Here is a 25,076-nt window from a genome sequence, read left to right as displayed (position 1 = left end):
GGAGCCCATCAGGGTTTTCCCTGATTCGGGTTGTTATGTAGGAAAAAACCTACGTATAGTGGCTGACATGCTCATCTCACACATCGTGACCGTGACCGTGCCCGTCTCCGACCAGGACGAGGCGCACGCCTTCTACACCGGCGTCCTCGGCTTCGAGGTCCGCACCGACAACCCGTTCCCGATGGGCCGCTGGCTCACCGTCGCGCCCAAGGGGGCCGAGAGCACGCTGCTGCTCGCCTCCTGGTTCCCGTCGATGGCGCCGATCGGCGGCCTGGTCCTCTCCTCGCCCGGCGTCGACGCCCTCGCCGAGCGGCTGCGCGAGCACGGCGTGGCCGCCGAAGGGCCCACCGACGAGCCGTGGGGCAAGCAGCTGCTGTTCTCCGACCCGTTCGGCAACGGCTTCGTGGTCAGCCAGGAATGACCGCCGACCACGTCTTCACCGCGCTGGCCAGCCCGGCCAGGCGCGAGCTGCTGAGGCTGCTGCGCGAGGAGGGCTCGCAGCCCGCCGGCCGGCTGGCCGACCGCTTCGACATGAGCCGGCCCAGCGTCTCCGAGCACCTCAAGGTGCTCAGGGACGCCGGGCTGGTGGCCGAGACCCGCAAGGGCCGCGAGAGGCACTACCGGCTGGAGGCGGCGCCGCTCATGGAGATCCGCGACTGGCTGACCCCCTACGAGCGCTTCTGGCGCCAGAAGCTGACCGATCTCACCGACCTGCTGGACGACCTGGAGGACGACGATGCCTGACGACAGGAGGGCGATCCGGCTGGACCAGTTCATCGGCCACCCGCCCGCCAAGGTGTGGCGGGCGCTCACCGACCCCGGCCTGGTGACCCGCTGGCTCATGCCCGGCGACTACCGGGCCGAGGTGGGGCACCGGTTCACCTTCACCACGACGCCCAGACCCGACGTCGGCTTCGACGGCGTGGTGCCCTGCGAGGTGCTGGAGGTCGAGCCGGAGAAGCTGGTCAAGCTGGCCTGGGGCCGCGAAAGCTGGATCGTCACCTGGCGGCTCGAACCCGAGGGCCACGGCACCCGGTTCTTCCTCGACCACGAGGGCTTCGACCCGGACGACCCGGCTCAGCAGCTGTCGCGCCGGATCATGGGCGGCGGCTGGCCGCGCATCGTCACCCTGATCGGGCGGATCGCCGGCGAGCTGTGAGCCAGCGCAGCATCGGCCAGAGCGTCCCGCGCCGGCCGAGCGCCAGCGTGCACTCCGTGAGCCGCAGCCCCGACGGGTGGGCCAGCCCGGCGAACCGGCAGGACGACAGGTCCAGCCCGGCCAGCGCCAGGCTGGCCGCGTCCACCTGGCGCAGCGACGTCAGCGTGGCCCGGCCGCGCCCGGTCACCGTCGCCGGGCCGCGCAGCACCGCGCCCTCCAGGTCGGCCTGCGAATCGGTCAGCCGCAGCGTGGTCGCGCCCGCCACCCGCACCTGGCGCAGGTCCACCCCGCAGCCGCGCACGGCCACGTCCAGCGTCGCGTCGGCCCGTGCGCGGGCGGCCGACAGCCGGCCGGTCGCCGACAGGTAGGCGTCGGCGGCGAAGTGCGCGGCGTCGAACCCGGCGCTGCCGGCCACCTTGCGGAACGACAGCGTGCGCCCGAACCGCGCGCCCCGGAAGCACGCCGCCTCGCCCAGCCGGGCGCCGTCGAACGTCGCGTACCCGTCGAACCTGGCGCTCTCGCACGACAGCCCGTGCTCGAAGACGGCCTGGCTGAACAGCGCGTCGCGCGACATCACCGCCCGGTCCAGCGACACGTGCCCGCGCGCCCGCACCCCGTGGAAGGACAGCTCCCTGGCGAACCAGGCCCCGGCCAGCGACACGTTGCCGTCGAAGCGGGCGCCGAAGAACGACGCCAGCCGCTCGAACCTGGCCCCGTCGAGCGACACGTCCCCCTGGAAGGCCACGCCCGACAGCCGCACGTCGCCGGTGAACCTGGCCCGGTCCAGCCGCGCCCGGCCCGGCCGGTCGCCCGCCGCCGCCAGCACCCGGCGCAGCAGGTCGCCGCCCACGGTGGTGCCGCGCAGGTCCAGCAGGCGGCCCGGGGCCAGGGCGGCGAGGGCGGCCGACAGCTCCTCGTGAGGCAGATGGGCCAGGCAGCGCCCGGACGGCGGGCGGGCGACTCCGGTGCAGGCGGCCGAGTGCGCGCAGGTGACCCAGTCCATGCAGGGGTCATACCCGGGGCGGGTCCATGTCAAGGTTCGGAGATTTCATGTTCCAGCCTTGTCTATGGAGGAAGATGCGGCGGGGACTGCCTCTAAAGTGCGGATTATGCGTGCTTTACCGCTTGCCGCGCTCACCGTGGCAGCCACCCTCACCGCCACTCTCACTGCCACCCTCACTGCCGGAGCCGTACCGGCCTCCGCGGCCCCTGCCGGGCCCTGTGACACCCCGGCGGACCGGCAGATCGCCGAGGTCCAGGGCCCCGGCGCCGCCACCCCGCTCGCCGGGCAGAGCGTCCGGGTGGAGGGCGTCGTCACCGGCGACTTCCAGCGCGGCGACCAGCTCAGCGGCTTCTTCCTCCAGGACCCGACGCCGGACGGCGACCCGGCCACCTCCGACGGCCTGTTCGCCTTCGCCCGCGACACCTTCAAGGACGTCAAGGTCGGCGACCGCGTCCTGGTCACGGGCCGGGCGATCGAGTACAACGGCTGGACCGAGCTGTCACCGGTCACCGCCGTCGACGTGTGCGGCACCGGCTCCGTCGCGCCCCTGCGCCAGAGCCTGCCCGCCGTCGGGCTGGAGTCCGTGGAGAACGTGCTGCTCACCTTCCCGCAGCCGCTGACCGTCAGCGACCACTACGACCTGGGCCGCTTCGGCGAGGTGACGCTCTCCTCCGGCGGCCGGCTGTTCCAGCCGACCGACCGGCCCGGCGTCGATCCGGCGCTCAACCAGCGGCGCTCGCTGCTGCTCGACGACGGCTCCTCCCGCCAGAACCCCGCCACCCTCCCGCCCCTGGCCCGCGCCGGCGACACCGTCACCGGCCTCACCGGCGTCCTCGGGTACGGGTTCGGCGCCTACCGCCTGCAGCCCACCGAGCCCGTCGCCTACCGTGCGGCCAACCCGCGCCCGGCCAGGCCCGCCCGGGTGGGCGGCAACGTCAAGGTGGCCTCGTTCAACACGCTCAACTGGTTCACCACGCTCGGCTCGCGCGGCGCCACCGACGCCGCCGAGCAGCAGCGGCAGCTCGCCAAGCTGGTGGCCGCGCTCAAGGGCCTCGACGCCGACGCCGTCGGCCTCATGGAGGTCGAGAACAACGGCCGGACCGCACTCCAGGCGCTGGTCGACGCCGTCAACGCCGAGGTGGGCGCGGGCACGTACGCCGCCCTGACCCACCCGTACCCGGGCACCGACGCCATCCAGGTCGGCCTCATCTACAAGCCCGCCAAGCTCAAGCCCGTCGGCGAGCCCGCGGCGTCGCGCGACCCGGTCTTCAGCCGGCCGCCGCTCGTCCAGACGTTCCGCCGCACCGGCGGCGGCCAGCCGTTCACCATGATCGTCAACCATCTCAAGTCCAAGGGCTCCTGCCCCGACGACGGCCCCGACGCCGACCAGGGCGACGGCCAGGGCTGCTGGAACGCCACCCGCGTCAAGCAGGCGCAGGCGCTGCTCGGCCTGACCGCGGACCTGCCCAACCCGATCGTGCTCGGCGACCTCAACGCCTACGGCGAGGAGGACCCCGTCGACACGCTCGAAGCGGGCGGCCTCACCAGCGTCACCAAGAAGCACGTGCCCGCCTCCCAGCGCTACAGCTACGTCTTCGAGGGCCTGGCCGGGGAGCTCGACCACATGCTGGTCGGCAGGCAGCTCCTCAAGCGGGTCACCGGCGCCGCCATCTGGCACGTGAACGCCGACGAGCCCCGCATCCTCGACTACAACACCGAGTACAACCCGCCCGGCCTCTACCGGCCGGACGCCTACCGCTCCTCCGACCACGACCCGCTCGTCGTCGGGCTCGCCCTGCCGGGAGGCCGCGGCTGAGGGCTGGAATGCCCGCGCGAGGGTAGGGGTTCTTCCTGTGTAGAGATGTTGACGTACACACGCTGACGGACGAATGCGAGGAGCCACTTGTGGCGACCATCGAAGTAACCGAGAAGAACTTCAACGACATCGCCGACAAGGGGATCGTCCTGCTCGACTTCTGGGCGGACTGGTGCGGCCCCTGCAAGATGTTCGGGCCGATCTTCGAGAAGGCTTCCGAGGAGCACCAGGACATCACGTTCGGCAAGATCGACACCGATCAGGAGCAGGCGCTCTCGCAGGGCTTCGAGATCCGGTCCATCCCGACGCTGATGGCGATCCGCGACGGCATCGTGGTGTTCTCGCAGCCGGGCGCCATCCCGGCCCCGGCCCTGGCCGACCTCATCCGCCAGGTCCGCGCCCTGGACATGGACGAGATCCGCGCCGAGCTCGACAAGGAGCTCAAGGACGCGCAGCGGCAGCAGTGAGACGACAGGGCAGCCCCGCTCGCGGCGGGGCTGCCGTGTTTTCAGTGACGCCCGGTGAGGCTCAGGGGCCGGTCTTGCGGCCCACGCCCGCGTAGCCGATGGCGGTGCCGCCGCCGTAGGTCTCCCCGCCGTCGGGCCGCCAGTCCTTCGGGAAGACCAGGCCCGGCTCCAGCAGCTCGTAGCCGTCGAAGAAGCGGACGATCTCCTCGTGCGTGCGCAGGTTCAGCCCGGCCGTGGCCTGGTTGTAGACCTCGATCGCCTGCGGCGTGGTGTCCGGCTTGGCGTCGATCGCGTGGCTGATCACCAGATGGCTGCCGGGCACGCTCACCTCACGCAGCTTGCCGACGATCCCGTACGCGTCGTCGTCCGGGATGAAGTGCAGGATGGCCAGCATCATGAACGCCACCGGCTGCCCGAAGTCCACCATCCCGTCGAGGCGTTCGAGCAGCTCGTCCGGCTTCCTCGCGTCGGCCTGCAAGAAGTCCACCTTCTCGCCCCTGGCCAGCAGGGCACGCCCGTGCGTGCACACCACGGGGTCGTAATCCACGTACACCACGCGCGCCTCGGGCGCGATCTCGTGCGTGTTGCCCTGGGTGGGCAGGCCCGCCCCCAGGTCGATGATCTGCCGGACGCCGCCCGCGACCACCTCGCGCACGGCCCGGCGCAGGAACGCCCGGTTCTCCCTGGCCGCGTCCTTGGTGACCGGGAAGATCTTCATGATCCGCTCGGCCGCTTCACGGTCGGCCGCGAAGTTGTCCTTGCCGTCGAGGTAGTAGTCGTACATCCTCGCGACGTTGGGCACGTTGGGGTCGACGCCCTCCGGAGCACTGTCCACCAAAACTCCTGATATTTCGCCCTTTACAGCGCGATCCTAGGAGATCGCGGGGGTCACCGTGACCGATGACCCCCGGTGTGGCGTGGATCACTCAGCCGCGGTAGAGCTCGGCCACCCGGAACGCCAGATCCAGCGACTGACCACGGTTGAGCCGCGGGTCGCAGGCCGTCTCGTAGCGCGTGGCCAGGTCGCCCTCGGCGATCTCGTGGCCGCCGCCCACGCACTCCGTCACGTCGTCGCCGGTGAACTCGATGTGGATGCCGCCCGGGTGCGTGCCGAGCGAACGGTGCACCTCGAAGAAGCCCGCCACCTCGTTGAGCACGTCGTCGAGCCGCCGCGTCTTGTGGCCGCTCGGCGCCTCGAACGTGTTGCCGTGCATCGGGTCGCAGATCCAGGCGATCTGCGCGCCCGAGGCGGTGACCTCCTTGACCAGCCGCGGCAGGTGCTCGCGGATCTTGGAGGCGCCCATCCGGGTGATGAACGTCAGCCGGCCCGGCACGTTGTCCGGGTTGAGCTTGTCGATCAGCGCCAGCGCCTCGTCCGGCGTGGTCGTCGGGCCCAGCTTGACGCCGATCGGGTTGCGGATGCGGGAGAAGAACTCCACGTGCGCCCCGTCGAGCTGCCGGGTCCGCTCGCCGATCCAGACCATGTGCGCCGACACGTCGTAGGGCAGCCCCGTACGCGAGTCGATGCGGGTGAGCGCCTGGTCGTAGTCGAGGATCAGCGCCTCGTGCGAGGAGTAGAACTCCACCGAGTGGAACTCCTCCGGGTCGGCCCCGCACGCCCGCATGAACGCCAGCGCCTGGTCGATCTCCCGGGCGAGCTGGTCGTAGCGGCGCCCGGCGGGCGACTCGGCCACGAAGTCCTGGTTCCACGCGTGGACCTGCCGCAGGTCGGCGTAGCCGCCCTTGGTGAACGCCCGCGCCAGGTTGAGCGTCACGGCCGAGGAGTGGTAGGCCTTCAGCAGCCGCCACGGGTCGGGGCGGCGCGACTCGGCGGTGAAGTCGAAGCCGTTGACCATGTCGCCCCTGTAGGCGGGCAGCTCGACGCCCTCGCGGGTCTCGGTGCCCTTCGAGCGCGGCTTGGCGAACTGCCCCGCCAGCCGGCCGATCTTCACGACCGGCACCTTGCCCGCGTAGGTGAGCACGATCGCCATCTGCAGCAGCGTCTTGAGCTTGTTGCGGACGTTGTCGGCGGTCGCCGCCGCGAACGTCTCGGCGCAGTCACCGCCCTGGAGCACGAAGGCCTCGCCCCGCGCCACGGCGGCGAGCTCGTCCTTGAGCTGGTCGCACTCTCCGGCGAAGACCAGCGGGGGGAGGCCGCCGAGCTCGGCGACGACCTTCTTGAGCTCGCCGTGATCGGGCCAGTCGGGTTGCTGGGCCGCGGGGAGGGCTCGCCACGAATCGAGATTCAGCGAATTGGTCAGTGCGCTCACGACATACGAGGGTATTCCACCGGGTCCTCCGCACCGACCGCCGTGTCCACGTTGTGAGAAGACGGTGTCAAAATAGGGGTCGCCCGCACGTGCTCGGGGCGCACCCCGAGGCCGACGAAGCGGCGGACCAGCCGGTTGAGCACCGGCACCCGCGCCAGGTCCGGGCGCACCCGCGGCGGCCCGAACCTCCTGGTCAGCGCCGGTTTGATGAGCTGGTTCTGCACCAGCCGCTGCACCGCCTGCGTCACCAGGGTCGGCGGCATGCGGCGCCGCTGCACCCGGCGCAGCGCCGCCTCCGGGACCGGCCCCCGCCCGGGGGAGCGCAGCGCGCCCGCCAGCAGGCCGGCCGTGGCGACCGCGTCCTGCACCGCCAGGTTGATGCCGACGCCGAACACCGGCGACATCGCGTGCGCCGCGTCGCCGATGCACAGGAACCCCGGCCGGTGCCAGCGGCGCAGCCGGTTGAGCCGCACCGTCAGCATGCTCACGTCGTCGAAGCCGCCGATCACGCCCAGCCGCCCGGCCGTGAACGGCAGCATCCGCGCCACCGGCTCGCGCAGCGCCTCGATGCCCCGGCCTGCCAGCTCCTCGTAGCCGCCCTTGCGGATCACGTACGCGAGCTGCCAGTAGGTCTCGCGGTTGATCGCGACGACCACGTGGCCGCTGGAGACCCGCAGGAACGGCTGCTCCGGGTCGGACTCCTCGCGCGGCACCCGGAACCACAGCACGTCCATCGGCGCGCCCAGCTCCTGCGGCGCCAGCCCGGCCCGCTCGCGCAGCACCGAGCCGCGCCCGTCGGCCGCGACCGTCAGCGCCGCCCGCACCTCGTGCTCGCCCGACGGGTCGAGGTAGCGCAGCCCGCGCACCGCCCCGCCCTCGCGGATCAGGTCGTACGCCTCGGCCCGCATCAGCAGCCGGAAGCTCGGGTAGCGGGCCGCCTCGGACGTGATGAGGTCCAGGAAGTCCCACTGCGGGACGAACGCGATGTAGTCGTAGCGACCGGGCAGCCCCCGCAGGCTCGCCAGCCGGATCGGCCCGCTGTCGGTCACGACGCTCAGCTCGTGGGCCTTGCGGTGCGGCAGCGCCAGGAAGCGGCCGGCCAGCCCCAGCTCGTCGAGCACCTGCAGCGTGGACGGATGGATGGTGTCGCCGCGGAAGTCGCGCAGGAAGTCGGCGTGCTTCTCCAGCAGCGTCACTTCGACGCCGGTCCGGGCCAGCAGCAGGGCGAGCATCGCGCCCGCCGGGCCGCCGCCCGCGATCACACAGCTCATAATTCATCACCTGATGAGATTGTCTCACGGGCCGGGAAAGGGAGCAATACCCGCATCCGGAAAGGCGGAAAGACCGAATCAGGTGATGCAGCCGCCTCTCCCGGGAGTGGACATGAACGACGACCTCCACCTCCTCACCGGCGCCTACGCCGTGCACGCGCTGCCCGCCGCCGACCTGGCCCCCTTCGAACGCCACCTGACCCGCTGCCCCTCCTGCCGGGCCGAGGTCCGCCGCCTGTGCGAGGCCGCCGCCCGCCTGGCCGCCCCCGTCCCGCCGCCGCCCGCCCTGCGCACCCGCCTGCTCGGCTCCCTCCACCCCCACGGCGGAGCCCTCCGGGAGCAGGAGGAGCCCCCCGGCGAGCCGGCCCCGCCCTCCGCCCGCCGAGGCCGCGGCCCCCCACCCCTGCTGCGGGGCCCGCCGCCCTCCCGGGGAAGGCCCCCGCCGTGACGGCGCGGACGGGCCCCGGCGCCCGTGGGCCGGGTGGAGGGTCAGGGCTGGCGGGTGAGCCAGGTGGTGTACGGGGGACGGCGGGCGGCGACGGCGGCGTGGGCGGCGCGAGCGCTGTCCAGCAGGGCCGGCACGTGGGCGGCGAACCCCGGGCGCCACACGAGCACCTGCCGCATCCACAGCGGGTTGCCCGCCAGCGGCCGCACGACGACGCCGGGCCCGGGGTCGTGCAGCGCCTGGCAGGCGGAGACCGCGTGCCCGGCGCCGATGAGCTCGCCGCGTACCCCGGCCCCGATGAGCTGGTAGCGGGCGCGGGGCGTGAAGCCGGCGCGCCCGCACGCGTCCAGCAGGTGCTCGGGCCATCCGAGCCCGTCCGGCGGCGGCAGCACCCACGGCTCGCCGGCCAGGTCGGCGAGCTCGACCTCCTCCCGCGAGGCGAGCGGGTGGGCGGCGGGCAGGGCGACGAACACCGGCTCGACGGCCACGGCCTCCAGCCCGAGCGAGGGCTGGGGGCGCAACTCGTGTCCCGGGTAGTCGGCGACGAGGGCGACGTCGAGCCGCCCGTTGGCGACCATGTCGACCAGGACGCGGACGAAGTGCTCGGTCTGCAGGGTGATGCGCGCCTCGGGGAAGGCGCGCATCAGGTTGGCGACGAGCGGCACGACGACGGGGTGCTCGAAGCTGCCGACGCGCACGGCCTGCCCGGCGAGCTCGTACGGCCCGGCGGCGAGCAGGTCGTCCACGCCGGCGAGCACCACCCGGGCCCTGGCCAGCACGAACTCGCCGAACGGGGTGGCGGTGACGCCGCGGTGGTCGCGGGCGAAGACGGGCCCGCCGAGCACCCGCTCGATGCGGCGGAGCTGGGCGGTGAGCGCGGGCTGGGAGACGCCGAGCGCGGCGGCGGCCCTGGTGACGCTGCCTTGGTCGGCGATGGTCCGGAGCGTCTCCAGATGCCGCAGCTCCAGCTTCATCCGGCAGAAGGTATCACGCCGGGGTTATGCCCTTATGGGATGAGACGTCCGGCCTGGCCGGGCCGATAGTGCTGGGCATGCGCACAATCGCGGCCCTCGTGCTGGCCGCCGCAGTCGTGTACGTCCCCTCCCAGGCTGCCGCCACCACGGCCACTGTGGCGGCCACGGTGTCCGCCGCCGAGCCCGGCGCCGCCACCGTCGTGCCCGTGCAGGTCACCGGCGCGCCGGAGAAGCGGTTCAACCTGATCGTCATGGGCGACGGCTACACCGAGTCAGAGCAGGCGAAGTTCGGCCAGGACGTCGACCGTCACCTCAACGTGATGTGGTCGATCGAGCCGTTCAAGTCCTACCGCAACTACATCAACGTCTACCGGGTCGACATCGTGTCCGGCGAATCGGGCATCAGCTGTGACCCCGACCTGACCTCGCCGCGCAGGACGACCCCGCTGAGCATGGGCTTCTGGGGCCGCTGCAACCCCGGCAGCGTGCAGCGGCTCATCACCATGGACAACGGCGCCGCCAACCGCTACGCCAACCTGGTCGCCGGCACCACGTCCGGCAACCGGCAGATCCTCGCCCTGGGCAACAGCGGCACGTACGGCGGCGCGGGCGGCTCGTACGCCACCGCGTCGGGCAGCAACGCCATGTCCGCCCTGATCAGCCCGCACGAGCTGGGCCACTCACTGGGCGGGCTGCAGGACGAGTACGACTACTACCAGCGCGGCGAACCCGGCGGCGCCTACAGCGGCGGCGAGCCGTCGTCGGCGCACCACACGCTGCTGACCGAGCAGCAGATGCGCGAGCAGCAGCGCAAGTGGTGGCGCTGGCTGGGCGAGCCCAGCGAGTCGGGCGGCCCGATCGCCCGCTACGAGGGCGGCCTGTACGCCACGACCGGCGTGTGGCGGCCGAGCCAGCACTCGATGATGAAGACCCTCGGCTACTACTTCGACCAGGTCAGCCGCGAGGTCATGGTCCGGCGCATCACCGCGAAGACCGCTGTCGTGCAGGACGCCACCCCGTCCGGGCAGCCGGTCGGCGCGGACCGCGTGCTGTGGGTCGAGCCGATGCGCCCGGTCAGCCACGGCCTGACCACCACCTGGAACGTCGACGGCAAGGACCTGCCGGGTGACGCCGACACGCTCGACCTGCGCACGCTCGGCCTCAGCCCCGGCACCCACACGGTCAAGGCCACGGTGACCGACCCGACGGAGTTCGTCCGCGACCCGGCCGTGCGCGCCGCGCTGACGGCGAGCAGGACGTGGACCGTCGACACGACGCTCACCACCCCGCCCGACGGCGTCGAGCCGGGCTTCACCTCCTCCACCCCGACCGACCGCCCGGCGGGCGCCGAGGACGTCATATACGTTGAGACCACGCACCCGGCGCACACCGTGCCGAAGGTCGCCTGGGAGCTCGACGGCGAGCGCGTCGGCGACGGCGGCACCGACCTCGACCTGGGCGAGCTCGACCTGAGCCCCGGCACGCATCGGCTCACCGCGAGCCTCGGCGGCGACACGCTGACCTGGACGGTCGACGCCGTCGCCCCCGCGACCGGCTACGAGCTGTCGGAGCCGCTGGTCAGGTCCGGCGACACCTACGTCTACAACGGCCCGTTCTCGATGCGGCTGACCGGCGACGACGACCGCGACGGGTACGTGGTCTCGGAGTCGCGGGTCGACGGCGACGGCTGGTTCAACTACTTCGGCTGGCCGACCTCCTCGGAGCTGCCGTGGACGTTCACCGAGGAGGGCACGGTCATCGACCACCTCGTGTACGGCAAGCTGCCCCGGGGCCGCCACACGGTCGAGTACCGCTCGATCGACGCGGCGGGCAACGCGGGCAAGGCGAAGTCGTTCACCGTCACGACGATCGCGCCGCCGCCCGCCTGCACCCGCACGGTCACCGGAACTCACCGCGGCCCGCTCACCGTGACCGGCGGCGTGACCTGCCTCGACGGCGCCACCGTCACCGGGCCGGTCCAGGTGCGGGCCGGGGCGTCGCTGGTGGCCGACGGCGGCCGGATCTCCGGCACGCTCACCGCCTCCGGCGCCGCCGAGCTGCACCTGCTGGGCACCCGGGTGGACGGCGCGCTGACCGCCGACCGGACCGGGACGCTCACCGTCGTGGGCGCCGAGCTGCGCGGCGCGGCCTCGCTGACCCGCAACACGGCCCCGGCCGTGTCCGGCACCACGGTCAAGGGCGCGCTCTCCTGCACCGGCAACACCCCCGCCCCGGCGGACCTGGGCGTGCCGAACCGGGTCACCGGCGCGGGCGGCGGCCAGTGCCGCGACCTACGCGAGGGCCCCAGGGGCGGGAGCTACGAGGCGATCCAGCAGCTCGCCCAGTGAGCTGAACGCCGCGTCGCGGATCCGGGCGTACTCCTCCTCGGGGTACTGCCTGGGTCCGTTCTCCACCAGCAGGATCAGGGAGAGGTAGGCGCGGTAGAGGTCGAGCCGGGTACGCGCGGACGCGGTGAGCTCCAGCGGGCGCACCTCGCGGTACCCGGCCAGCATCGGATCGTCCTCGCGCAGCTCCCCGAAGAGCGTCGGCGTGACGAACTCGGCCAGCGGATCGCCCCAGAACGCCCGCTCGTGGTCGATGATCGCCTGGATGCGCGGCGTGCCCGACACGTCGAGGAACACGTTCCCCTTCCAGATGTCGAAGTGCACGAGCCGCGGCGTCGTCACCTCGTCCAGCACCGGCGAGGCCGCCTCCAGCACCTCCATGATCCGGCCGGGCGGCGCGGGCAGCGGCGTCGGGTAGCGGCCGGTGTCGCCGAGCAGCGCCCCCGCCATCGCCAGGAACGCCTCCCGCCAGGTCGCGCCGGTGATCCCGGCGTGCGGGTAGCCGAACACCTCGCCGGTCACCGAGTTGAAGCGGGCCATCAGCCGGCCCAGCTCGCGCCGCAGCTCGTCCTCGTTGCCCGGCCGCGCGTCGTTCCACGACACGCCGTCGAGCGCGGACAGCATCAGGTAGTCGCCGCCCAGCACCGGATCGTCGAACCCGGCCCGCAGCAGCGCCGCCACCGGCACCCCGGCCGCCGCCACCAGCTCGTACGCGGCCGCCTCCATGCGCAGCAGGTTGCGTTCGTAGCTGAGCTGGTCGAGCTCGGGCGGCGGCGCCAGCTTGCACACCACCTCGCGGCCGTCGTCCAGCCGCAGCCGCCACACGGCGTTGGCGTAGCCGTCGGTCAGCTCGGTGTGCCCCACGACCCCGGCGCCCAGCGCGCGGCGGGCCAGGGCGTCGAGCTCGGCGGGGGATAAGCGGCGTTTCGTCCTGCTGTCCACGCGAGCAAGTGTGGCCTCAGGCCGCGCCGATCGTCCAGCGCGCCTCGTGCTCGCCGCCCGGCTTCAGCACCACCAGGTCGGTGCCCGAGTTGAACGCGTCGGGCGGGCACGTCATCGGCTCCACCGCCACGCCCTGGTAGCCGAGCTGACGGCTGGTGCACACCTGCACCCACGGCAGCACCGCCGGGTCCCACGTCAGCCGCACCCCGCCGACCCGCACCTCGCCCCGCGCCAGCCCGGTGAACGCGTGGTCGACCACCGCGCCGTCCACCGCCCGGACGCGCGTGAAGTCGTACGGGGTGCCGGAGACGTCCGCCAGCTCGCGGGGGAGCAGCGCGTCGTCGGGCAGCAGCACCTTGGCCGCCGGCACCTCCAGCTCGTCGCCGAGCAGCCACGGGTGCGGCCCGCACCCGTAGGGCGCGTCGCGCTCGCCCGCGTTGCGGGCCAGCACCGTCGTGGTCAGCCCCCGCTCGCCCAGCTCGTGCGTCACCGCCAGCTCCAGCGTGAACGGATAGCCGGGCGCGCCGTCGATCCGGTACGTGAGCCGCACCCGGGAGCCGCCCGCCTCGGCGATCTCCCAGTCGTCACGCGCCACCAGCCCGTGGATGGCGTGGCCGCGCTCCGGCTCGGTCACCGCCAGCTCGTGCGTGCGGCCCTCGAAGGTGTAGCGGGCGCCGCCCACCCGGTTGGGCCACGGCGCCAGGATCGTGCCCGCGAAGTAGGGCACCGGCCCGCCCTCGGGCCAGGAGGTGACCAGGTCGCGCTCGCCGTGCCTGAGTGTCCTGAGCGCGGCTCCGCGGCGGCTCACCTGAGCGGTGTAGCCCCCGCCGACAAGCTGAGGCACGACAGACGTCCTCTCGACTGGTGTAAACGGTTTCGGAAATGATATCGGCAGGTCAGGCGGATTCGCGGCGCACCAGGTGAGTGTCGAGGATGACGACCGGCTGGCGCAGCTCCTCGCCGTTGATGCGGGCCACCAGCAGCAGCGCCATCTGCCGGCCCATCGCCTCCATCGGCTGGTGCACGGTGGTCAGCGGCGGGTCGGCGTGCAGCGCGGCCTTGGAGTCGTCGAACCCGATCACCGCCACGTCCTCCGGGATCGCCCGGCCCGCCGCCTTGAGCACCCGCATCGCGCCCAGCGCCATCGGGTCGGAGGCGGCGAACACCGCGTCGACGTCGGGGTGGGCGGCCAGCAGCTCGGCCATGGCCGACTCGCCGCTCTCCTCGGAGAAGTCGCCGTAGGCCACCAGCTCCGGCAGGCCCGTCGGCAGCACCGCGTCGCGGTAGCCCGACAGACGGTCGACGCCCACGCCCATGTCCTGCGGCCCGGCGATGGTGGCGATCCGGGCGCGGCCGAGGCCCAGCAGGTGCTTGACCGCCTGCCGGGCCCCCGCCCTGTTGTCCATGTCGACGTAGCTGTAGGGGGTCGCCGGACCGACCGGCCGGCCGCCCAGCACGGTCGGCACGCCCATCGCCTCCAGCCGGCCCGGCAGCGGGTCGTCGCCGTGCAGCGACAGCAGCAGCACGCCGTCGACGTGCTGGCCGGTCAGGTAGTGCTCCAGCCGGGCGTGCTCCTGCCGCGAGCGGGCCATCGCCAGGATGAGCTGCAGCCCCGTCTCGGTCAGCGCCGAGCCGATGCCCCGGATGGTGCCGGCGAAGTAGGGCTCGTCGAACACCCGGAACTCCGACTCCGACACCACCAGGGCCACCGTGTCGGTGCGCCGCGTCACCAGCGCGCGGGCCGCCCGGTTGGGCACGTAACCCAACTCCTGGATGGCCTGCTGGACCGCCTCGCGGGCCTTCTCGCTGACGTTGGGTGAGCCGTTGATGACTCTCGACACGGTGCCCCGGCCGACGCCGGCCCGAGCTGCGACTGCCTCAAGAGTCGGTCGGTTCATGGGCCCTATTCTGCCGGATGATCTCGGCATACCAGATCGCGCTGTCCTTCAGCACCCGCTGCTGCGTCTCGTAGTCGACGCGGACCAGCCCGAACCGCTTGCCGTACCCCCAGGCCCACTCGAAGTTGTCCATCAGCGACCAGGCGAAGTAGCCCTCGAGCGGCACGCCGGAGTCGATCGCCGTGCGGCAGGCGCGCAGGTGCGCCTCGATGTAGTCACGGCGCTCGGTGTCGCGCACCCGGCCGTCCTCCAGCACGTCGTCGAAGGCCGCGCCGTTCTCCGAGACCACCAGCGGGACCGGCGGATAGTCGCGCGCCACCCGCTGCAGCACCTCGACCAGGCCGTCCTCGTCGATCTCCCAGCCCATCGAGGTGACGGGCCGGCCGCCGTTGACGAACGACACGTGCTCGCTGCCGATCCACGGCGAGCCCGTCTCGGTCGGCGCGGCCGAGGCCGACGCCTTCCCGCCGGCCTCACCGGAGACGGTGAAGCGGCTGTAGTAGTTGACCAGCAGCACGTCGATCGGCGCGTTGATGGTCTTGAGGTCGCCGTCCTCGATGAAGGACAGGTCCATCCCCAGGTCGTCCAGGACGTCCTGGGGATAGCGGCCCGTCAGCAGCGCGTCGAGGAAGAACCGGTTCTGCAGCCCGTCGATGCGGCGGGCGGCGTCCTGGTCAGCCTCACTGGCCGTGGCCGGGGTGATCGCGTACAGGTTGACGCAACCCCCCACCCGCCTGGCGCCCATGGCCTGGACCCCTAGTCCATGGGCGAGGTTGAGGTGGTGCGCGGCCCGGATCGCGTTCTCGGGCTCGCGGCGTCCCGGAGCGTGCTCGCCCGAGGCGTAACCCAGGAAGGCCGCGCACCACGGCTCGTTGACGGTGCTCCACGTGTGCACGTGATCCTTCAGCGCGTCGTGCACCGCCGCCGCGTACTCGGCGAAGCGCAGCGCGGTGTCGCGCTCCGGCCAGCCGCCCTTGTCCTCCAGGGCCTGGGGCAGGTCCCAGTGGTAGAGCGTCAGCCAGGGATCGATGCCGTGCGAGCGGAGCTCGTCCGTCAGTCGTTTGTAGAAGTCGAGACCCTTGTGGTTGACGGGTCCCGAACCGTACGGCTGGACGCGCGGCCACGACACGGAGAACCTGTAGGAGCTCAGCCCCAGGTCCGCCATGATCCGCACGTCGTCGCGGTAACGGTGGTAATGGTCGATGGCCACGTCCGCGTGCTGGCCGCCGACCACCCTGCCCGGCGTTCTGGTGAACGTGTCCCAGATGGAGACGCCGCGGCCGTCGGCCGTCACCGCGCCCTCGATCTGGTAGGCAGAGGTGGCCGCACCCCACGCGAACCCGGTGGGGAATCGCAGCTCGGAGCGGGTCTGCTCCTCCTGAGTCGTCACGCCTTGACCGCACCTTCCATCAGGCCGCCGACGATCTGCCGGCCGAACAGCACGAAAACCACGAAGAGAGGGAGGACCGAGGCCGCGGTGCCGGCGAACAGCATCACGTAGTCGGTGCCGTGCGCCTGGTTGAGCGCCGCGATCGAGGTCTGCACCACCGGGTTCTCCGGCAGCAGCACGATGAGCGGCCACATGAACTCGTTCCACGTCTGCATGAAGACCAGCAGCGCGAGCACCGCCATGCCCGGCCGTAGCGCCGGCAGGATGACCTTGCGGTAGATGCCCATCGTGGACGCCCCGTCGACCCGGGCCGCCTCGACCAGCTCGTCGGGCACCGCCTGGGAGGCGTACTGCGTCATCATGAACACGCCGAACCCGTTCACCAGGAACGGCAGGATCACCGCCTGGAGCTTGCCGGTCCAGCCGAGCGTCACCATGAGCTCGTAGAGCGGGACGATGCCCATCTGCTGCAGCGGCACCATCATCGTCACCAGGATCACGCCGAGCAGTACCTTCGAGCCGCGGAAGCGCAGCTTGGAGAAGGCGAACCCGGCCAGCGTCGAGATGAGCACCACCGACACCGTGACGGTCGTGGCCACGATCGCCGAGTTGACCAGGCCGGTGATGAAGTACGCGTCCTCGGTGGTGAGCAGGCGTTCGACGTTCTCGCCCAGGTGCCCGCCGGGCAGGAGCGGCGGCGGCACGTCGAGCGCGTCGTCGTTCGTCCGCGTCGCCATGATGAACATGTAGTAGATGGGGAAGGCGGACAGCAGCAGGGCCACGGCCAGCACGACCTTGGTGAGAGCCCCCGCTTCCCACAGGCGGCCGGTCGGTTGTCCGGCGGTCATCGCGCACCCCCGATGCGGCGAGTGAAGAAGTAGTTGATCATCGTGCCGATGAGGATCAGCACGAACAGCAGCCAGGCCGCCGCGGAGGCGTAGCCGATCTCGAAGCTGCCCCGGAAGGCCTGCTCCACGATGAACATCGCCACCGTCTGGTACTGGCCGGTGGTGCCGCCGGTCATCATCTGCTCGCCCTCGAACGTCACCGGCTCGGTGAACAGCGTCAGGCCGCCGATGGTGGAGATGAAGACCACGAACACGATCGTCGGGCGCAGCATCGGCAGCGTGATCTGCCAGAACTGCCGCCGGGCCGACGCGCCGTCGATGGCGGCGGCCTCGTACAGGTCCTTGGGGATCGTCTGCATCGCGGCGAGCAGGATGATCGCGTTGTAGCCGGTCCAGCGCCAGTCGACCATCGTGGCGATGGCGATCCAGGACGACCACTTCTCGTTCTGCCAGGCGATCGGCTCGATGCCCACCAGGCCGAGGGCCCAGTTGAACAGGCCGTAGTCACGGCTGTAGAGCTGGCTGAAGATGACGGCCACCGCGACCACCGAGGTGATCATCGGCAGCAGCACGCCGAGGCGCAGCAGCAGCCGGCCGCGCAGCCTCTTGTTCAGCGCGTTGGCCAGCACCAGCGACAGGATCAGCTGCGGGACGGTGGCCAGCACGAACATGCCGACCGTGTTGAACACCGCGTTCCAGAACTCGGCGTCGGCGATCAGCTCGGCGTAGTTGCCGAGGCCGGCGAAGGTCCGGTCCCCGGCCAGCTCGGCGTCGTGCAGCGACAGCCAGAGCGTGTAGACCAGGGGGAAGATCCCGAAGACGGCGAAGAGCAGGAAGTAAGGGGACACCAGGAGATACGGCATCCCCTTGATGTCGAAGCGGGCCAGCCGCCGCCTGGGCGCCGCCCGCCTGCCGGACGCGTGCCGCGGCGGCGCGAGTTGGAGAGTCATGAAGGGCCTTTCGAGCCGGGGCGGGAGTGAGGTGGCGTCCGCCGCGGGGGAGGACGCCACCCGTTTCCTTCAGGCGAGCCGTCAGCCGGCTGCCTTGACGCCCGCTTCGACGAACTTGGTCCAGGCCTCGTCGTAGCCGATGGCGCCCTGGTCCATGCCCTCGAGCACCTTCTCCACCGAGGTCTTGACCTGGGCGTGCTTCTCGCCGAGGAACACCGGCTGCAGGTCCTTGACCGAGGCCGCGAAGATCTCGCCCGTCGGCACGTCGTTGAAGTACTCGTTCTTCAGGCCCGCCACCTCAGGGTCCTGCTGGGCCGGGATGGAGCTCGGGAACGCGCCCGCCTCCTTGAAGGCCGCCACGTGGCCCTCCTTGCCCGTCAGGTAGTTGAGCACCTGGGCGGCTTCCTTCGGGTGCTTGGTCTGCTTGGGGATGGCCAGCCAGGAGCCGCCCCAGTTGCCCGATCCGCCCGGCACGGCCGCGACGTCCCAGTTGCCCTTGTTCCCGTCACCGGCCGCGCCGGAGATCACGCCGAGCATCCACGACGGGCAGCCCATGGTGGCGAAGTCGCCGCCCTTGATGGCCTTGTTCCACGGCGGGCTGAACGCCTGCAGCTTGGCCGTCAGGCCCTGCTGGCTGAACTTCTGCACCCAGTCGAAGGACGTCTTGACCGCCGGGTTCGTCTCCAGCACGAGCTGGTTGCTCTTGTCGAAGTAGGAGACGTTGCCGTTCTTCGGCGCCTCCTGCGACAGGATCACGTTGTAGATGGTGTTCGGGCCGTCCATCCACTTGGCGTCCTTGTTGGCGGCCTGGAACTTCTTGCCGGCCTCCAGGTACGCGTCCCAGGTCGGCCAGAGCTTGGCGACCTCCTCGCGGTCGGTCGGCAGCCCCGCCTTCTCGAACAGGTCCTTGCGGTAGCACATGGTCATGCCGCCGATGTCGGTGCCGAGCGCGAACAGCTTGCCGTCGGCGTTGACGCCCGCCTCCCACTTGGCCGCCGGGAAGTCGGCCTTGCGGTCCTGCAGCCCGTGCTCGCCCAGGTCGGTGAAGAACTGCGGCCGGGCGGCCATCAGGCCCATCGCGCCCTCGTCGATGCCGACGATGTCGCCGGCGCCGCTGCCCGCCTGCAGGCGCTGGAGCAGCTGCGGCAGGTAGACGTCCTCGAACCGGTCGGTCAGGTTCGTGTACTTGATCTGGATGTTCGGGTGCTCGGCGTTCCACTTCTCGACGGCGGCGTCGTAACCGAAGTTCTCGCCACCGCCGAAGGTGTGCACATTGATCGTGACAGGCTCTGCCGCCGCCGTCGTCTCACCGGCCCCGGCCGGCGTCGTCGTGCCGCCGCCGCCACACGCGGCCGTCGCGACGGCCAGCGCCGCGACCATGACACCGGAAACAGCAAAGCGCTTGTGGTTCGTCATTCCGTACCCCTTTTGGGTGTGGATCGTGGGAGGTGCATCGCGGGGTGAGCCGCGAGAGGAAGGTCTGTGGGAGCGCTCCCACAAAGAGTGCCCGTACGGCGTGCGGACGTCAACGTCCCGAAACTCAACCGTTACCTCTGGGGTGTTTCGGGCCACTAGAAGCGGATTTTTCACCTTAAAGGGCTCATATAGCCCTTTGGGAGCGCTCCCATCTCATGCGCACCTATTCCACACCACTCCGGGCAGCCCGCCCCGGCGGCGGCGCGGATCAGCCGCAGGCCAGGGCGCGCTCCTCCAGCAGCCGCCGCTCCCGCCCGTTGCGCGTCAGCCCCGCCGCCCGCACGAACTCCGCCCGCGCCTCCGCCAGCCGGCCCAGCCGGAACAGCAGATCCCCGCGCACGCTCGGCAGCAGGTGGTAGCCGCGCATCGCGGGCTCCTCGGCGATCTGGTCCACCAGCCCCAGGCCCACCTCCGGGCCGTACGCCATCGCCAGCGCCACCGCCCGGTTCAGCTCCACCACCGGCGAGCGCGACAGGCGCGCCAGCTCCTCGTACAGCGCCGCGATCCGCGCCCAGTCGGTCTCCTCCGCCGTCAGCGCGCGCGCGTGACAGGCGGCGATCGCCGCCTGCAACGTGTACGGCCCCATCCCCCCGCCCGCATCCCCGCCCGCATCCTCGCCCGGAGCCCCGCCCGGAGCCCCGCCTGCATCCCCGCCCGGAGTCCCGCTCAGTTCCCCGCCCCGGTCCCTGCCCGGGTCCACGCTCCGGGCCCCGCTCAGCTCCTCGGCCCGCGCCAGCGCCGCCAGGCCGCGGCCGATGAGCAGCCGGTCCCAGCGCGCCCGGTTCTGCTCCAGCAGCAGCACCGGCTCGCCCGACGGCCCCACCCGCGCCGCCGCCCGCGACGCCTGGATCTCCATCAGCGCCACCAGCCCGTGCACCTCCGCCTCCATCGGCATCAGCCCGGCCAGCACCCGCCCCAGCCGCAGCGCGTCCTCGCACAGCCCCGGCCGCATCCAGTCGTCACCCGCCGTCGCCGAGTAGCCCTCGTTGAAGATCAGGTAGATGACCTCCAGCACCGACGACAGCCGATCCGCCAGCTCCGCACCCTCCGGCACCTCGAACGGCACCCCGCGCTCCGCCAGCGTCCGCTTGGCCCGCACCACCCGCTGCGCCATCGTCGACTCCGGCACCAGGAACGCCCGCGCGATCTCGTCCGTCGACAGCCCGCCCAGCACCCGCAACGTCAGCGCCACCCGCGCCTCCGTCGACAGCACCGGATGGCACGCCGTGAACACCAGCCGCAACAGGTCGTCCTCGATCTCCTCGACGCCCGGCAGCTCCGTCTCGTCGTCCAGCTCCCGGCCCAGCTCGACCAGCTTGCGCTCGAACCGCTCCCGCCGCCGGATCATGTCCACCGCCCGGCGCTTGCCCACGGTCATCAGCCAGGCGCCCGGATTGCGCGGCACCCCCTCCCGCGGCCACTGCTCCAGCGCCGCCACCAGCGCGTCCTGCGCCAGCTCCTCCGCCAGGCCGACGTCACGCACCATCCCGGCCAGCCCGGCGATCACCCTGGCCGCCTCGATCCGCCACACCGCCTCAATGGCCCGATGAGTCTCCGACGCCGTCACCCGCCCATGACAACAGCCCCACCCGCCTACTCGCAACCCAAGCGCTCTCTCGTGGGACGCACCCCTTCCCACCACGCGGCCCCTGCCGCTCAGTGGGGGTCACGCCTCCATGAGGCGGCGGCTTCCCACGAGCCGGCGGCTGCGCCGCACCACGCGGGCCCACAACCCACCGGCACCGCCCAGCCCAGCAACGGGGTCGGACCGCCCGGGGTACGGGCGGCCGGTGGGGCCGCGCCCCCGGGAGCCGGGCACCGGAGGGGCTGGGTCCGGCCTGCCGGTGGGGTCGGGCCGTCCGGGGTGCGCGCCGCCGGTGAGGCCGCGCCCCTGGGGCCGGGCCCAACTGAGGGGGGCGGGCCCGGGGGACCGGTGGGGGTGGGCCGTCCGGGGCGTGGGCCGCCGGTGGGGTGGGGCCGCCTCGGCGGAGGCCGCCAGAGGGCCGGATTGCCTGGGGGCCGGTGGGTTGGGCCGTCCGGGGCGTGGGCTGCCAGTGTGGTCGGGCCGCTCCGCCGGGGGTCGCCGGTGGGGTGGGGCCGCCTCGGCGGAGGCCGCCAGAGGGCCGGACTGCCCGAGGCGCCCCTTCCGGGGGCCCGCCCCCTCCCGGGGTTGCCGCCATCCTGGGGCTTCCGCCTGCCCGGCGGGGTGCGGCCTTCGGGGAGGGGGCGCCGCTTCCGGGAGTCACCCTTCCGGGGTTGCCGCCACCTGGGACTCCCCGCCTGCCCCGGCGGGGGCGCGGCCTCCCTGGGAGGAGGCCGCCGCAGCGGGGTCGCCTCCCACTGGGGCGTCGCTATCGGATGGTCAGGGTTCAGGTGGGGAGTCGAGGGTGGCGCGGAGGGTGGCGTGGCGTTGGGCGGTCTCGGGGGTCAGGGAGGTCTCGGGCATGTCCGAGGGGTCGAAGACCTGCCAGACGTCCAGGCCGATGCCGTCGTGGCCGGGCGGGACGGGGACGCGCAGGGCCCATTCGAGCGCCTCCTCCCGCGACTTGACCTGGATGAGCCAGAAGCCGGCGATGAGCTCCTTGGCCTCGGCGAACGGCCCGTCGATGACGCGGGCCTTGCCGCCGCTGTAGGCGATCCGGGCGCCGCGCGAGCTGGGGTGGAGCCCTTCGGCGGCCAGCAGGACGCCGGCTTTCACGAGCGACTCGTTGAAGGCCGTCATGTTGTCGACGAGCTCCTGGCTCGGCAGGGCGCCGGCCTCGGTCTCCTCGCTGGCCTTGCCGACGATCAGGAATTTCACGGTGCGTTCTCCTCGTCCAGGCGGTGAAGCGGGCTCCCGGCGAGCCTGCCACACCTGTGCGTCGTCCCGGAGGGGGCCGGATCGACACGGGGAGGGGAGAAAACGCGGAAGCGCGCGCCCGGGGGAGGGGCGCGCGCTTCGCGAAGGGAGGTCAGGCGGCGTACGAGGGGTAGCCGTAGCCGACGACCTGGGACTTGGGCCGGACGCGCTCCTCGACCTTGCCGTTGCCGGTGTTGCCCTCGATCGTGGAGATCGTGCCGTCGCCGTTGTCCTTGACGACGAAGCCGACGTGCTGGATGGCGCTGATGCTCTTGCTGCCGTTCCAGGCGAAGAAGACGACGGCGCCGGGCCTGGCCTCGGTGCCCCAGCGGTCGTTGGCGGCGAACCACTTGGCGTGGGTGACGGTGTAGGCGTCCCAGCCGACCTGCGGGCGGGCGCCGGTCTGCTCGCCGACCCAGGAGACGAACATGGAGCACCAGGGGGCGTTGAGGTAGGCGCTGGGGTTGCCGCCGTCGCGGGCGACGGTCTCGAGGGCGCGCTTGGAGCTGGCGTACCACTCCTGGAACTTGGTGCCGCCGCCGTAGGCGTTCTCGGAGGTGCCGACCTGGGCCTTGGCCAGGGCCAGGACCTGGGAGGCGGTGACGTTGACCTGGTTGGCGCCGGCCCTGGTCTGCGTGGACTCGGACATGGTCTGGGTCTCGACCTGGTGGCCGGGCTCGGCGGCCTGGGCGGGGAGTGCGGTGGTCATCCCGGCGCCGAGTCCGGCGGCCAGGACGGTTGCGCCGAGGGTGGCGCGGAGGGAGGCGCCGGCGCGGGGGTGAAGCTTCTTCGGGGCACGGGTAAGACGGTGCTTCGCCATCGAGGGGATTACTCCTTGCTTCCATGCCGCTTACCGGGTTAGCTGACGGGTTCGGGCGTGGAAGCTGCCCTACGGCACACAAGGTGCCGATTCACCCCAAAGGACATGGGTCCCCGGCTCCGCGCAAGGCGGATTCAGCGGTCACAGGACGATCCTGTGAGTGTCGTGCGATGGTTGGCAACGACCGGACAAACCGGACGTAAGCCGCGAATGCGCCATAAGGTAATACATCCGCCAAGGCATTACAAGTCGATAAAGTCGCAGCTAGGCGAGTTGCCCGCGCGCGTCGGCCAGGAGCCCCATCATGGCAAGGGATTCGTCAAGAGGCATGATCGCGCTCTCGGTCCGGTTCTCGGCCAGCGCGTCCCGCACCTCGCGCAGCTCCCCGGCGTAGCCGTTGTCGGCCGGGTCGAGCTCGTGCTCCTCGGTCTCCATCGACGGCCCGCTGAGCACCACCCGCCGGGGCGCCCAGAACGGCGCGTCCAGGTCGGCGCGCATCCCGGTGCCCACGATGCTGGCCGAGTTGGGGAAGTGCGCGAGCAGCGAGGTGTCGACCAGCGCCCGCCGGCCGCCCGGGTAGACGAGCACCCCGCCCGCCTCCGCGTCGACCCCGTTGGGCGCCAGCGCGCCCGTCAGGTGCATGGACTCGGGCATGCCGAGGAAGAGCTGGGCCAGCCCCAGGGGATAGATGCCCAGGTCGAGCAGCGCGCCCCCGCCCAGCTCGGGCGCCCACAGCCGGTGCGCGGGATCGTACGGCAGCGCGAACCCGAACGAGGCCCGCACCGAGCGGATCTCCCCGAAGCGCGGGTCGTCCTTGAGCATGCGCACCAGCGGGTTGAACCGCATCCACATGGCCTCCATCAGGAAGACCCCGGCCTCGCGGGCCAGGCGGACCATGCGCTCGGCGTCGGCCAGGCTCGCCGCCAGCGGCTTCTCGCACAGCACCGCCTTGCCCGCCGCGATCGCGGCCTCGGCCACCTCCAGGTGCTGGGCGTGCGGGGTCGCCACGTAGACGGCGTCGACGGCCGGGTCGGCGCACAGCTCGGCGTAGGAGCCGTGGGCGGACTCGGCGCCCAGCGTCGCCGCCAGCGCCTTGGCCCGGCCCAGGTCGCGGGAGCCGACGGCGGCCACCCGCATGCCCGGCTCCGCCGCGATGACCGCCCCCACGGTCCTGGCGATGCCGCCCGTCGCCGCGATGCCCCACGCTAGATCTCGCACGCGGGAGATCGTACTGATTCATCCGCGGACGCGAAACCTGACCGGTTTCACCTCACGGGAACACGTCCGGGTCCGGGCCCAGCCGGCGGCCCGCGTTCAGGGCGCCGATGGCGGCCATGTCCTCCCGGTCGAGCGTGAAGTCGAAGACCGCGATGTTCTCCTTGATCCGCGCGGGCGTGACGGACTTGGGGATGACGATGTTGCCGAGCTGGATGTGCCAGCGCAGCACGATCTGCGCGGGCGTGCGGCCGTGCTTGTCGGCCAGCACCGCCAGCGCGGGCTCCGACAGCAGCCCCTTGCCCTGCCCGAGCGGGCTCCAGGCCTGCGTGAGGATGCCGTTCTTGTCGTGGAACTCGCGCAGCTCGCGCTGCTGGAAGTACGGGTGCAGCTCGATCTGGTTGATGCACGGCGGCACGTCGGCCTCGTCGAGCAGCCGCTGCAGCGTCTCGACGGTGAAGTTGGACACGCCGATGGCCTTGGCCCGGCCGTCGCGGTAGACCTTCTCCAGCGCGCGCCACGCCTGGACGTACTTGTCCTGCCGCTGCGCCGGCCAGTGGATCAGGTAGAGGTCGACGTAGTCGAGGCCGAGCCTGCCCAGACTCTCCTCGAAGGCCTGCTCGGCGCGGTCGTGGTCGTTGTTCCACAGCTTCGTGGTGACGAACAGCTTCTCCCGCGGGATGCCGGAGGCGCGCACCGCCCGCCCGACGCCGGCCTCGTTGCGGTAGAGCTTGGCGGTGTCGATGTGGCGGTAGCCGCAGGCGAGCGCGGTCGTGACCGCCTGCTCCGCCTCGTCGTCGGGCACCTGCCAGACGCCGAGCCCCAGCTGCGGGATCTCCACGCCGTCTCTGTATAGCCGTAGCGAGTTCATACCCTCCATTGTTCACGTGCCGTTCCGAGCGGCTTAAGCCGCCCGGGCTAGCTTGAAGCGGTCGTGAACGGGCCATC

Annotated in this window: 24 protein-coding genes and 1 riboswitch; of the genes, 7 read left to right on the top strand and 17 right to left on the bottom strand. The window is 72.0% G+C overall.

Annotation, left to right across the window (positions count from 1 at the left end; all coding sequences use genetic code 11):
- Nucleotides 1-67 precede the first annotated feature (67 nt).
- From AB0J53_RS39400 to AB0J53_RS39390, 3 genes are read left to right on the top strand one after another with little or no spacing between them, the layout of a single operon-like run.
- Nucleotides 68-421: a VOC family protein gene (locus AB0J53_RS39400; RefSeq protein ID WP_364181970.1), complete on the top strand. Its 354-nt coding sequence runs from the start codon at nt 68-70 to the stop codon at nt 419-421.
- Nucleotides 418-744: a metalloregulator ArsR/SmtB family transcription factor gene (locus tag AB0J53_RS39395; protein ID WP_219509394.1), complete on the top strand. Its 327-nt coding sequence runs from the start codon at nt 418-420 to the stop codon at nt 742-744. The genes AB0J53_RS39400 and AB0J53_RS39395 overlap by 4 nt, the downstream gene beginning before the upstream one ends.
- Nucleotides 737-1,159, top strand: coding sequence for an SRPBCC domain-containing protein (locus tag AB0J53_RS39390; protein ID WP_364181966.1), 423 nt, complete (start codon nt 737-739; stop codon nt 1,157-1,159). Before AB0J53_RS39395 ends, AB0J53_RS39390 begins: the two co-directional genes overlap by 8 nt.
- Here AB0J53_RS39390 and AB0J53_RS39385 read toward each other — a convergent pair.
- Nucleotides 1,125-2,162 carry a pentapeptide repeat-containing protein gene (locus AB0J53_RS39385; protein ID WP_219509396.1) on the bottom strand — a complete coding sequence of 346 codons (1,038 nt, stop codon included), beginning with the start codon at nt 2,160-2,162 and terminating at the stop codon, nt 1,125-1,127. The genes AB0J53_RS39390 and AB0J53_RS39385 overlap by 35 nt on opposite strands.
- A 106-nt stretch (nt 2,163-2,268) precedes the next feature.
- Here AB0J53_RS39385 and AB0J53_RS39380 point away from each other — a divergent pair, with 106 nt between their 5' ends.
- Nucleotides 2,269-3,978 (top strand): ExeM/NucH family extracellular endonuclease, encoded by a 1,710-nt coding sequence (locus tag AB0J53_RS39380; RefSeq protein ID WP_364181964.1) that lies wholly within the window; start codon nt 2,269-2,271, stop codon nt 3,976-3,978.
- Between the two features lie 89 nt (nt 3,979-4,067).
- Entirely contained in the window at nt 4,068-4,445 is a 378-nt protein-coding gene (gene trxA / locus AB0J53_RS39375) for a thioredoxin (RefSeq protein WP_219509398.1), read from the top strand.
- Between the two features lie 61 nt (nt 4,446-4,506).
- On the opposite strand, the gene AB0J53_RS39370 is transcribed toward trxA, so the two are convergent.
- The 3 genes from AB0J53_RS39370 to AB0J53_RS39360 form a co-directional block, all read right to left on the bottom strand.
- The gene (locus tag AB0J53_RS39370; RefSeq protein WP_364181961.1) at nt 4,507-5,280 is read right to left on the bottom strand and encodes an SAM-dependent methyltransferase; all 774 of its coding nucleotides are present in this window, start codon (nt 5,278-5,280) and stop codon (nt 4,507-4,509) included.
- A 91-nt stretch (nt 5,281-5,371) separates the two neighbouring features.
- Nucleotides 5,372-6,706, bottom strand: a complete 1,335-nt coding sequence (locus AB0J53_RS39365) for a class II 3-deoxy-7-phosphoheptulonate synthase (RefSeq protein WP_246645915.1) — start codon at nt 6,704-6,706, stop codon at nt 5,372-5,374.
- 5 nt (nt 6,707-6,711) lie between these two features.
- On the bottom strand, nt 6,712-7,986 hold the full coding sequence (locus AB0J53_RS39360) for an FAD-dependent oxidoreductase (protein WP_364181959.1): 1,275 nt from the start codon (nt 7,984-7,986) through the stop codon (nt 6,712-6,714).
- A 112-nt stretch (nt 7,987-8,098) separates the two neighbouring features.
- Between AB0J53_RS39360 and AB0J53_RS39355 the strand changes: the two genes are divergently transcribed.
- Nucleotides 8,099-8,434, top strand: a complete 336-nt coding sequence (locus AB0J53_RS39355; RefSeq protein ID WP_364181957.1) for a zf-HC2 domain-containing protein — start codon at nt 8,099-8,101, stop codon at nt 8,432-8,434.
- Nucleotides 8,435-8,475: 41 nt separating this feature from the next.
- On the opposite strand, the gene AB0J53_RS39350 is transcribed toward AB0J53_RS39355, so the two are convergent.
- A complete protein-coding gene (locus AB0J53_RS39350; RefSeq protein WP_364181954.1) occupies nt 8,476-9,405 on the bottom strand; it encodes a LysR family transcriptional regulator in 930 nt (309 codons plus the stop codon).
- A 77-nt stretch (nt 9,406-9,482) separates the two neighbouring features.
- On the opposite strand from AB0J53_RS39350, the gene AB0J53_RS39345 reads away from it, so the two are divergent.
- On the top strand, nt 9,483-11,753 hold the full coding sequence (locus AB0J53_RS39345) for a M64 family metallopeptidase (protein ID WP_364181951.1): 2,271 nt from the start codon (nt 9,483-9,485) through the stop codon (nt 11,751-11,753).
- On the opposite strand, the gene AB0J53_RS39340 is transcribed toward AB0J53_RS39345, so the two are convergent.
- The 12 genes from AB0J53_RS39340 to AB0J53_RS39285 form a co-directional block, all read right to left on the bottom strand.
- Nucleotides 11,697-12,692: an aminoglycoside phosphotransferase family protein gene (locus AB0J53_RS39340; protein ID WP_364181948.1), complete on the bottom strand. Its 996-nt coding sequence runs from the start codon at nt 12,690-12,692 to the stop codon at nt 11,697-11,699. The two genes, AB0J53_RS39345 and AB0J53_RS39340, sit on opposite strands and share 57 nt — an antisense overlap.
- A 16-nt stretch (nt 12,693-12,708) precedes the next feature.
- A complete protein-coding gene (locus AB0J53_RS39335) occupies nt 12,709-13,536 on the bottom strand; it encodes an aldose 1-epimerase family protein (RefSeq protein ID WP_364181946.1) in 828 nt (275 codons plus the stop codon).
- Between the two features lie 52 nt (nt 13,537-13,588).
- Nucleotides 13,589-14,590 carry a LacI family DNA-binding transcriptional regulator gene (locus tag AB0J53_RS39330; RefSeq protein ID WP_357590598.1) on the bottom strand — a complete coding sequence of 334 codons (1,002 nt, stop codon included), beginning with the start codon at nt 14,588-14,590 and terminating at the stop codon, nt 13,589-13,591.
- Nucleotides 14,571-15,980: a GH1 family beta-glucosidase gene (locus AB0J53_RS39325; RefSeq protein WP_219509407.1), complete on the bottom strand. Its 1,410-nt coding sequence runs from the start codon at nt 15,978-15,980 to the stop codon at nt 14,571-14,573. Before AB0J53_RS39325 ends, AB0J53_RS39330 begins: the two co-directional genes overlap by 20 nt.
- A complete protein-coding gene (locus AB0J53_RS39320) occupies nt 15,977-16,828 on the bottom strand; it encodes a carbohydrate ABC transporter permease (protein ID WP_219509408.1) in 852 nt (283 codons plus the stop codon). Before AB0J53_RS39320 ends, AB0J53_RS39325 begins: the two co-directional genes overlap by 4 nt.
- On the bottom strand, nt 16,825-17,778 hold the full coding sequence (locus tag AB0J53_RS39315) for a sugar ABC transporter permease (RefSeq protein WP_364181942.1): 954 nt from the start codon (nt 17,776-17,778) through the stop codon (nt 16,825-16,827). The genes AB0J53_RS39320 and AB0J53_RS39315 overlap by 4 nt, the downstream gene beginning before the upstream one ends.
- 81 nt (nt 17,779-17,859) lie before the next feature.
- On the bottom strand, nt 17,860-19,194 hold the full coding sequence (locus AB0J53_RS39310; protein ID WP_364181939.1) for an extracellular solute-binding protein: 1,335 nt from the start codon (nt 19,192-19,194) through the stop codon (nt 17,860-17,862).
- Between the two features lie 268 nt (nt 19,195-19,462).
- Entirely contained in the window at nt 19,463-20,821 is a 1,359-nt protein-coding gene (locus AB0J53_RS39305) for an RNA polymerase sigma factor (protein ID WP_364181936.1), read from the bottom strand.
- Nucleotides 20,822-21,616: 795 nt separating this feature from the next.
- On the bottom strand, nt 21,617-22,054 hold the full coding sequence (locus AB0J53_RS39300) for a YciI family protein (RefSeq protein ID WP_364181933.1): 438 nt from the start codon (nt 22,052-22,054) through the stop codon (nt 21,617-21,619).
- Nucleotides 22,055-22,205: 151 nt separating this feature from the next.
- On the bottom strand, nt 22,206-22,913 hold the full coding sequence (locus tag AB0J53_RS39295; RefSeq protein ID WP_364181931.1) for a CHAP domain-containing protein: 708 nt from the start codon (nt 22,911-22,913) through the stop codon (nt 22,206-22,208).
- 12 nt (nt 22,914-22,925) lie between these two features.
- Nucleotides 22,926-23,063: riboswitch (cyclic di-AMP (ydaO/yuaA leader) on the bottom strand.
- A 114-nt stretch (nt 23,064-23,177) separates the two neighbouring features.
- Nucleotides 23,178-24,131: a Gfo/Idh/MocA family oxidoreductase gene (locus tag AB0J53_RS39290; protein ID WP_219509413.1), complete on the bottom strand. Its 954-nt coding sequence runs from the start codon at nt 24,129-24,131 to the stop codon at nt 23,178-23,180.
- 52 nt (nt 24,132-24,183) lie between these two features.
- Nucleotides 24,184-24,999 carry an aldo/keto reductase gene (locus AB0J53_RS39285; protein ID WP_364181928.1) on the bottom strand — a complete coding sequence of 272 codons (816 nt, stop codon included), beginning with the start codon at nt 24,997-24,999 and terminating at the stop codon, nt 24,184-24,186.
- Between the last annotated feature and the right edge of the window lie 77 nt (nt 25,000-25,076).

This window comes from Nonomuraea sp. NPDC049725 (assembly GCF_040674795.1).
GTDB classification, from domain to species: domain Bacteria; phylum Actinomycetota; class Actinomycetes; order Streptosporangiales; family Streptosporangiaceae; genus Nonomuraea; species Nonomuraea ceibae.
Note: the sequence above shows the minus strand (reverse complement) of the source record. Positions and strands in the feature narration are given on the sequence as shown.

Excerpts from the sequence above, each read along its gene's own strand:
- AB0J53_RS39400 (WP_364181970.1), top strand. The coding sequence starts at position 68 with ATGCTCATCTCACACATCGTGACCGTGACCGTGCCCGTCTCCGACCAG.
- AB0J53_RS39395 (WP_219509394.1), top strand. The coding sequence starts at position 418 with ATGACCGCCGACCACGTCTTCACCGCGCTGGCCAGCCCGGCCAGGCGC.
- AB0J53_RS39390 (WP_364181966.1), top strand. The coding sequence starts at position 737 with ATGCCTGACGACAGGAGGGCGATCCGGCTGGACCAGTTCATCGGCCAC.
- AB0J53_RS39385 (WP_219509396.1), bottom strand. The coding sequence starts at position 2,162 with ATGGACTGGGTCACCTGCGCGCACTCGGCCGCCTGCACCGGAGTCGCC.
- AB0J53_RS39380 (WP_364181964.1), top strand. The coding sequence starts at position 2,269 with ATGCGTGCTTTACCGCTTGCCGCGCTCACCGTGGCAGCCACCCTCACC.
- AB0J53_RS39360 (WP_364181959.1), bottom strand. The coding sequence starts at position 7,986 with ATGAGCTGTGTGATCGCGGGCGGCGGCCCGGCGGGCGCGATGCTCGCC.
- AB0J53_RS39355 (WP_364181957.1), top strand. The coding sequence starts at position 8,099 with ATGAACGACGACCTCCACCTCCTCACCGGCGCCTACGCCGTGCACGCG.
- AB0J53_RS39350 (WP_364181954.1), bottom strand. The coding sequence starts at position 9,405 with ATGAAGCTGGAGCTGCGGCATCTGGAGACGCTCCGGACCATCGCCGAC.
- AB0J53_RS39345 (WP_364181951.1), top strand. The coding sequence starts at position 9,483 with ATGCGCACAATCGCGGCCCTCGTGCTGGCCGCCGCAGTCGTGTACGTC.
- AB0J53_RS39330 (WP_357590598.1), bottom strand. The coding sequence starts at position 14,590 with ATGAACCGACCGACTCTTGAGGCAGTCGCAGCTCGGGCCGGCGTCGGC.
- AB0J53_RS39320 (WP_219509408.1), bottom strand. The coding sequence starts at position 16,828 with ATGACCGCCGGACAACCGACCGGCCGCCTGTGGGAAGCGGGGGCTCTC.
- AB0J53_RS39315 (WP_364181942.1), bottom strand. The coding sequence starts at position 17,778 with ATGACTCTCCAACTCGCGCCGCCGCGGCACGCGTCCGGCAGGCGGGCG.
- AB0J53_RS39310 (WP_364181939.1), bottom strand. The coding sequence starts at position 19,194 with ATGACGAACCACAAGCGCTTTGCTGTTTCCGGTGTCATGGTCGCGGCG.
- AB0J53_RS39295 (WP_364181931.1), bottom strand. The coding sequence starts at position 22,913 with ATGGCGAAGCACCGTCTTACCCGTGCCCCGAAGAAGCTTCACCCCCGC.
- AB0J53_RS39285 (WP_364181928.1), bottom strand. The coding sequence starts at position 24,999 with ATGAACTCGCTACGGCTATACAGAGACGGCGTGGAGATCCCGCAGCTG.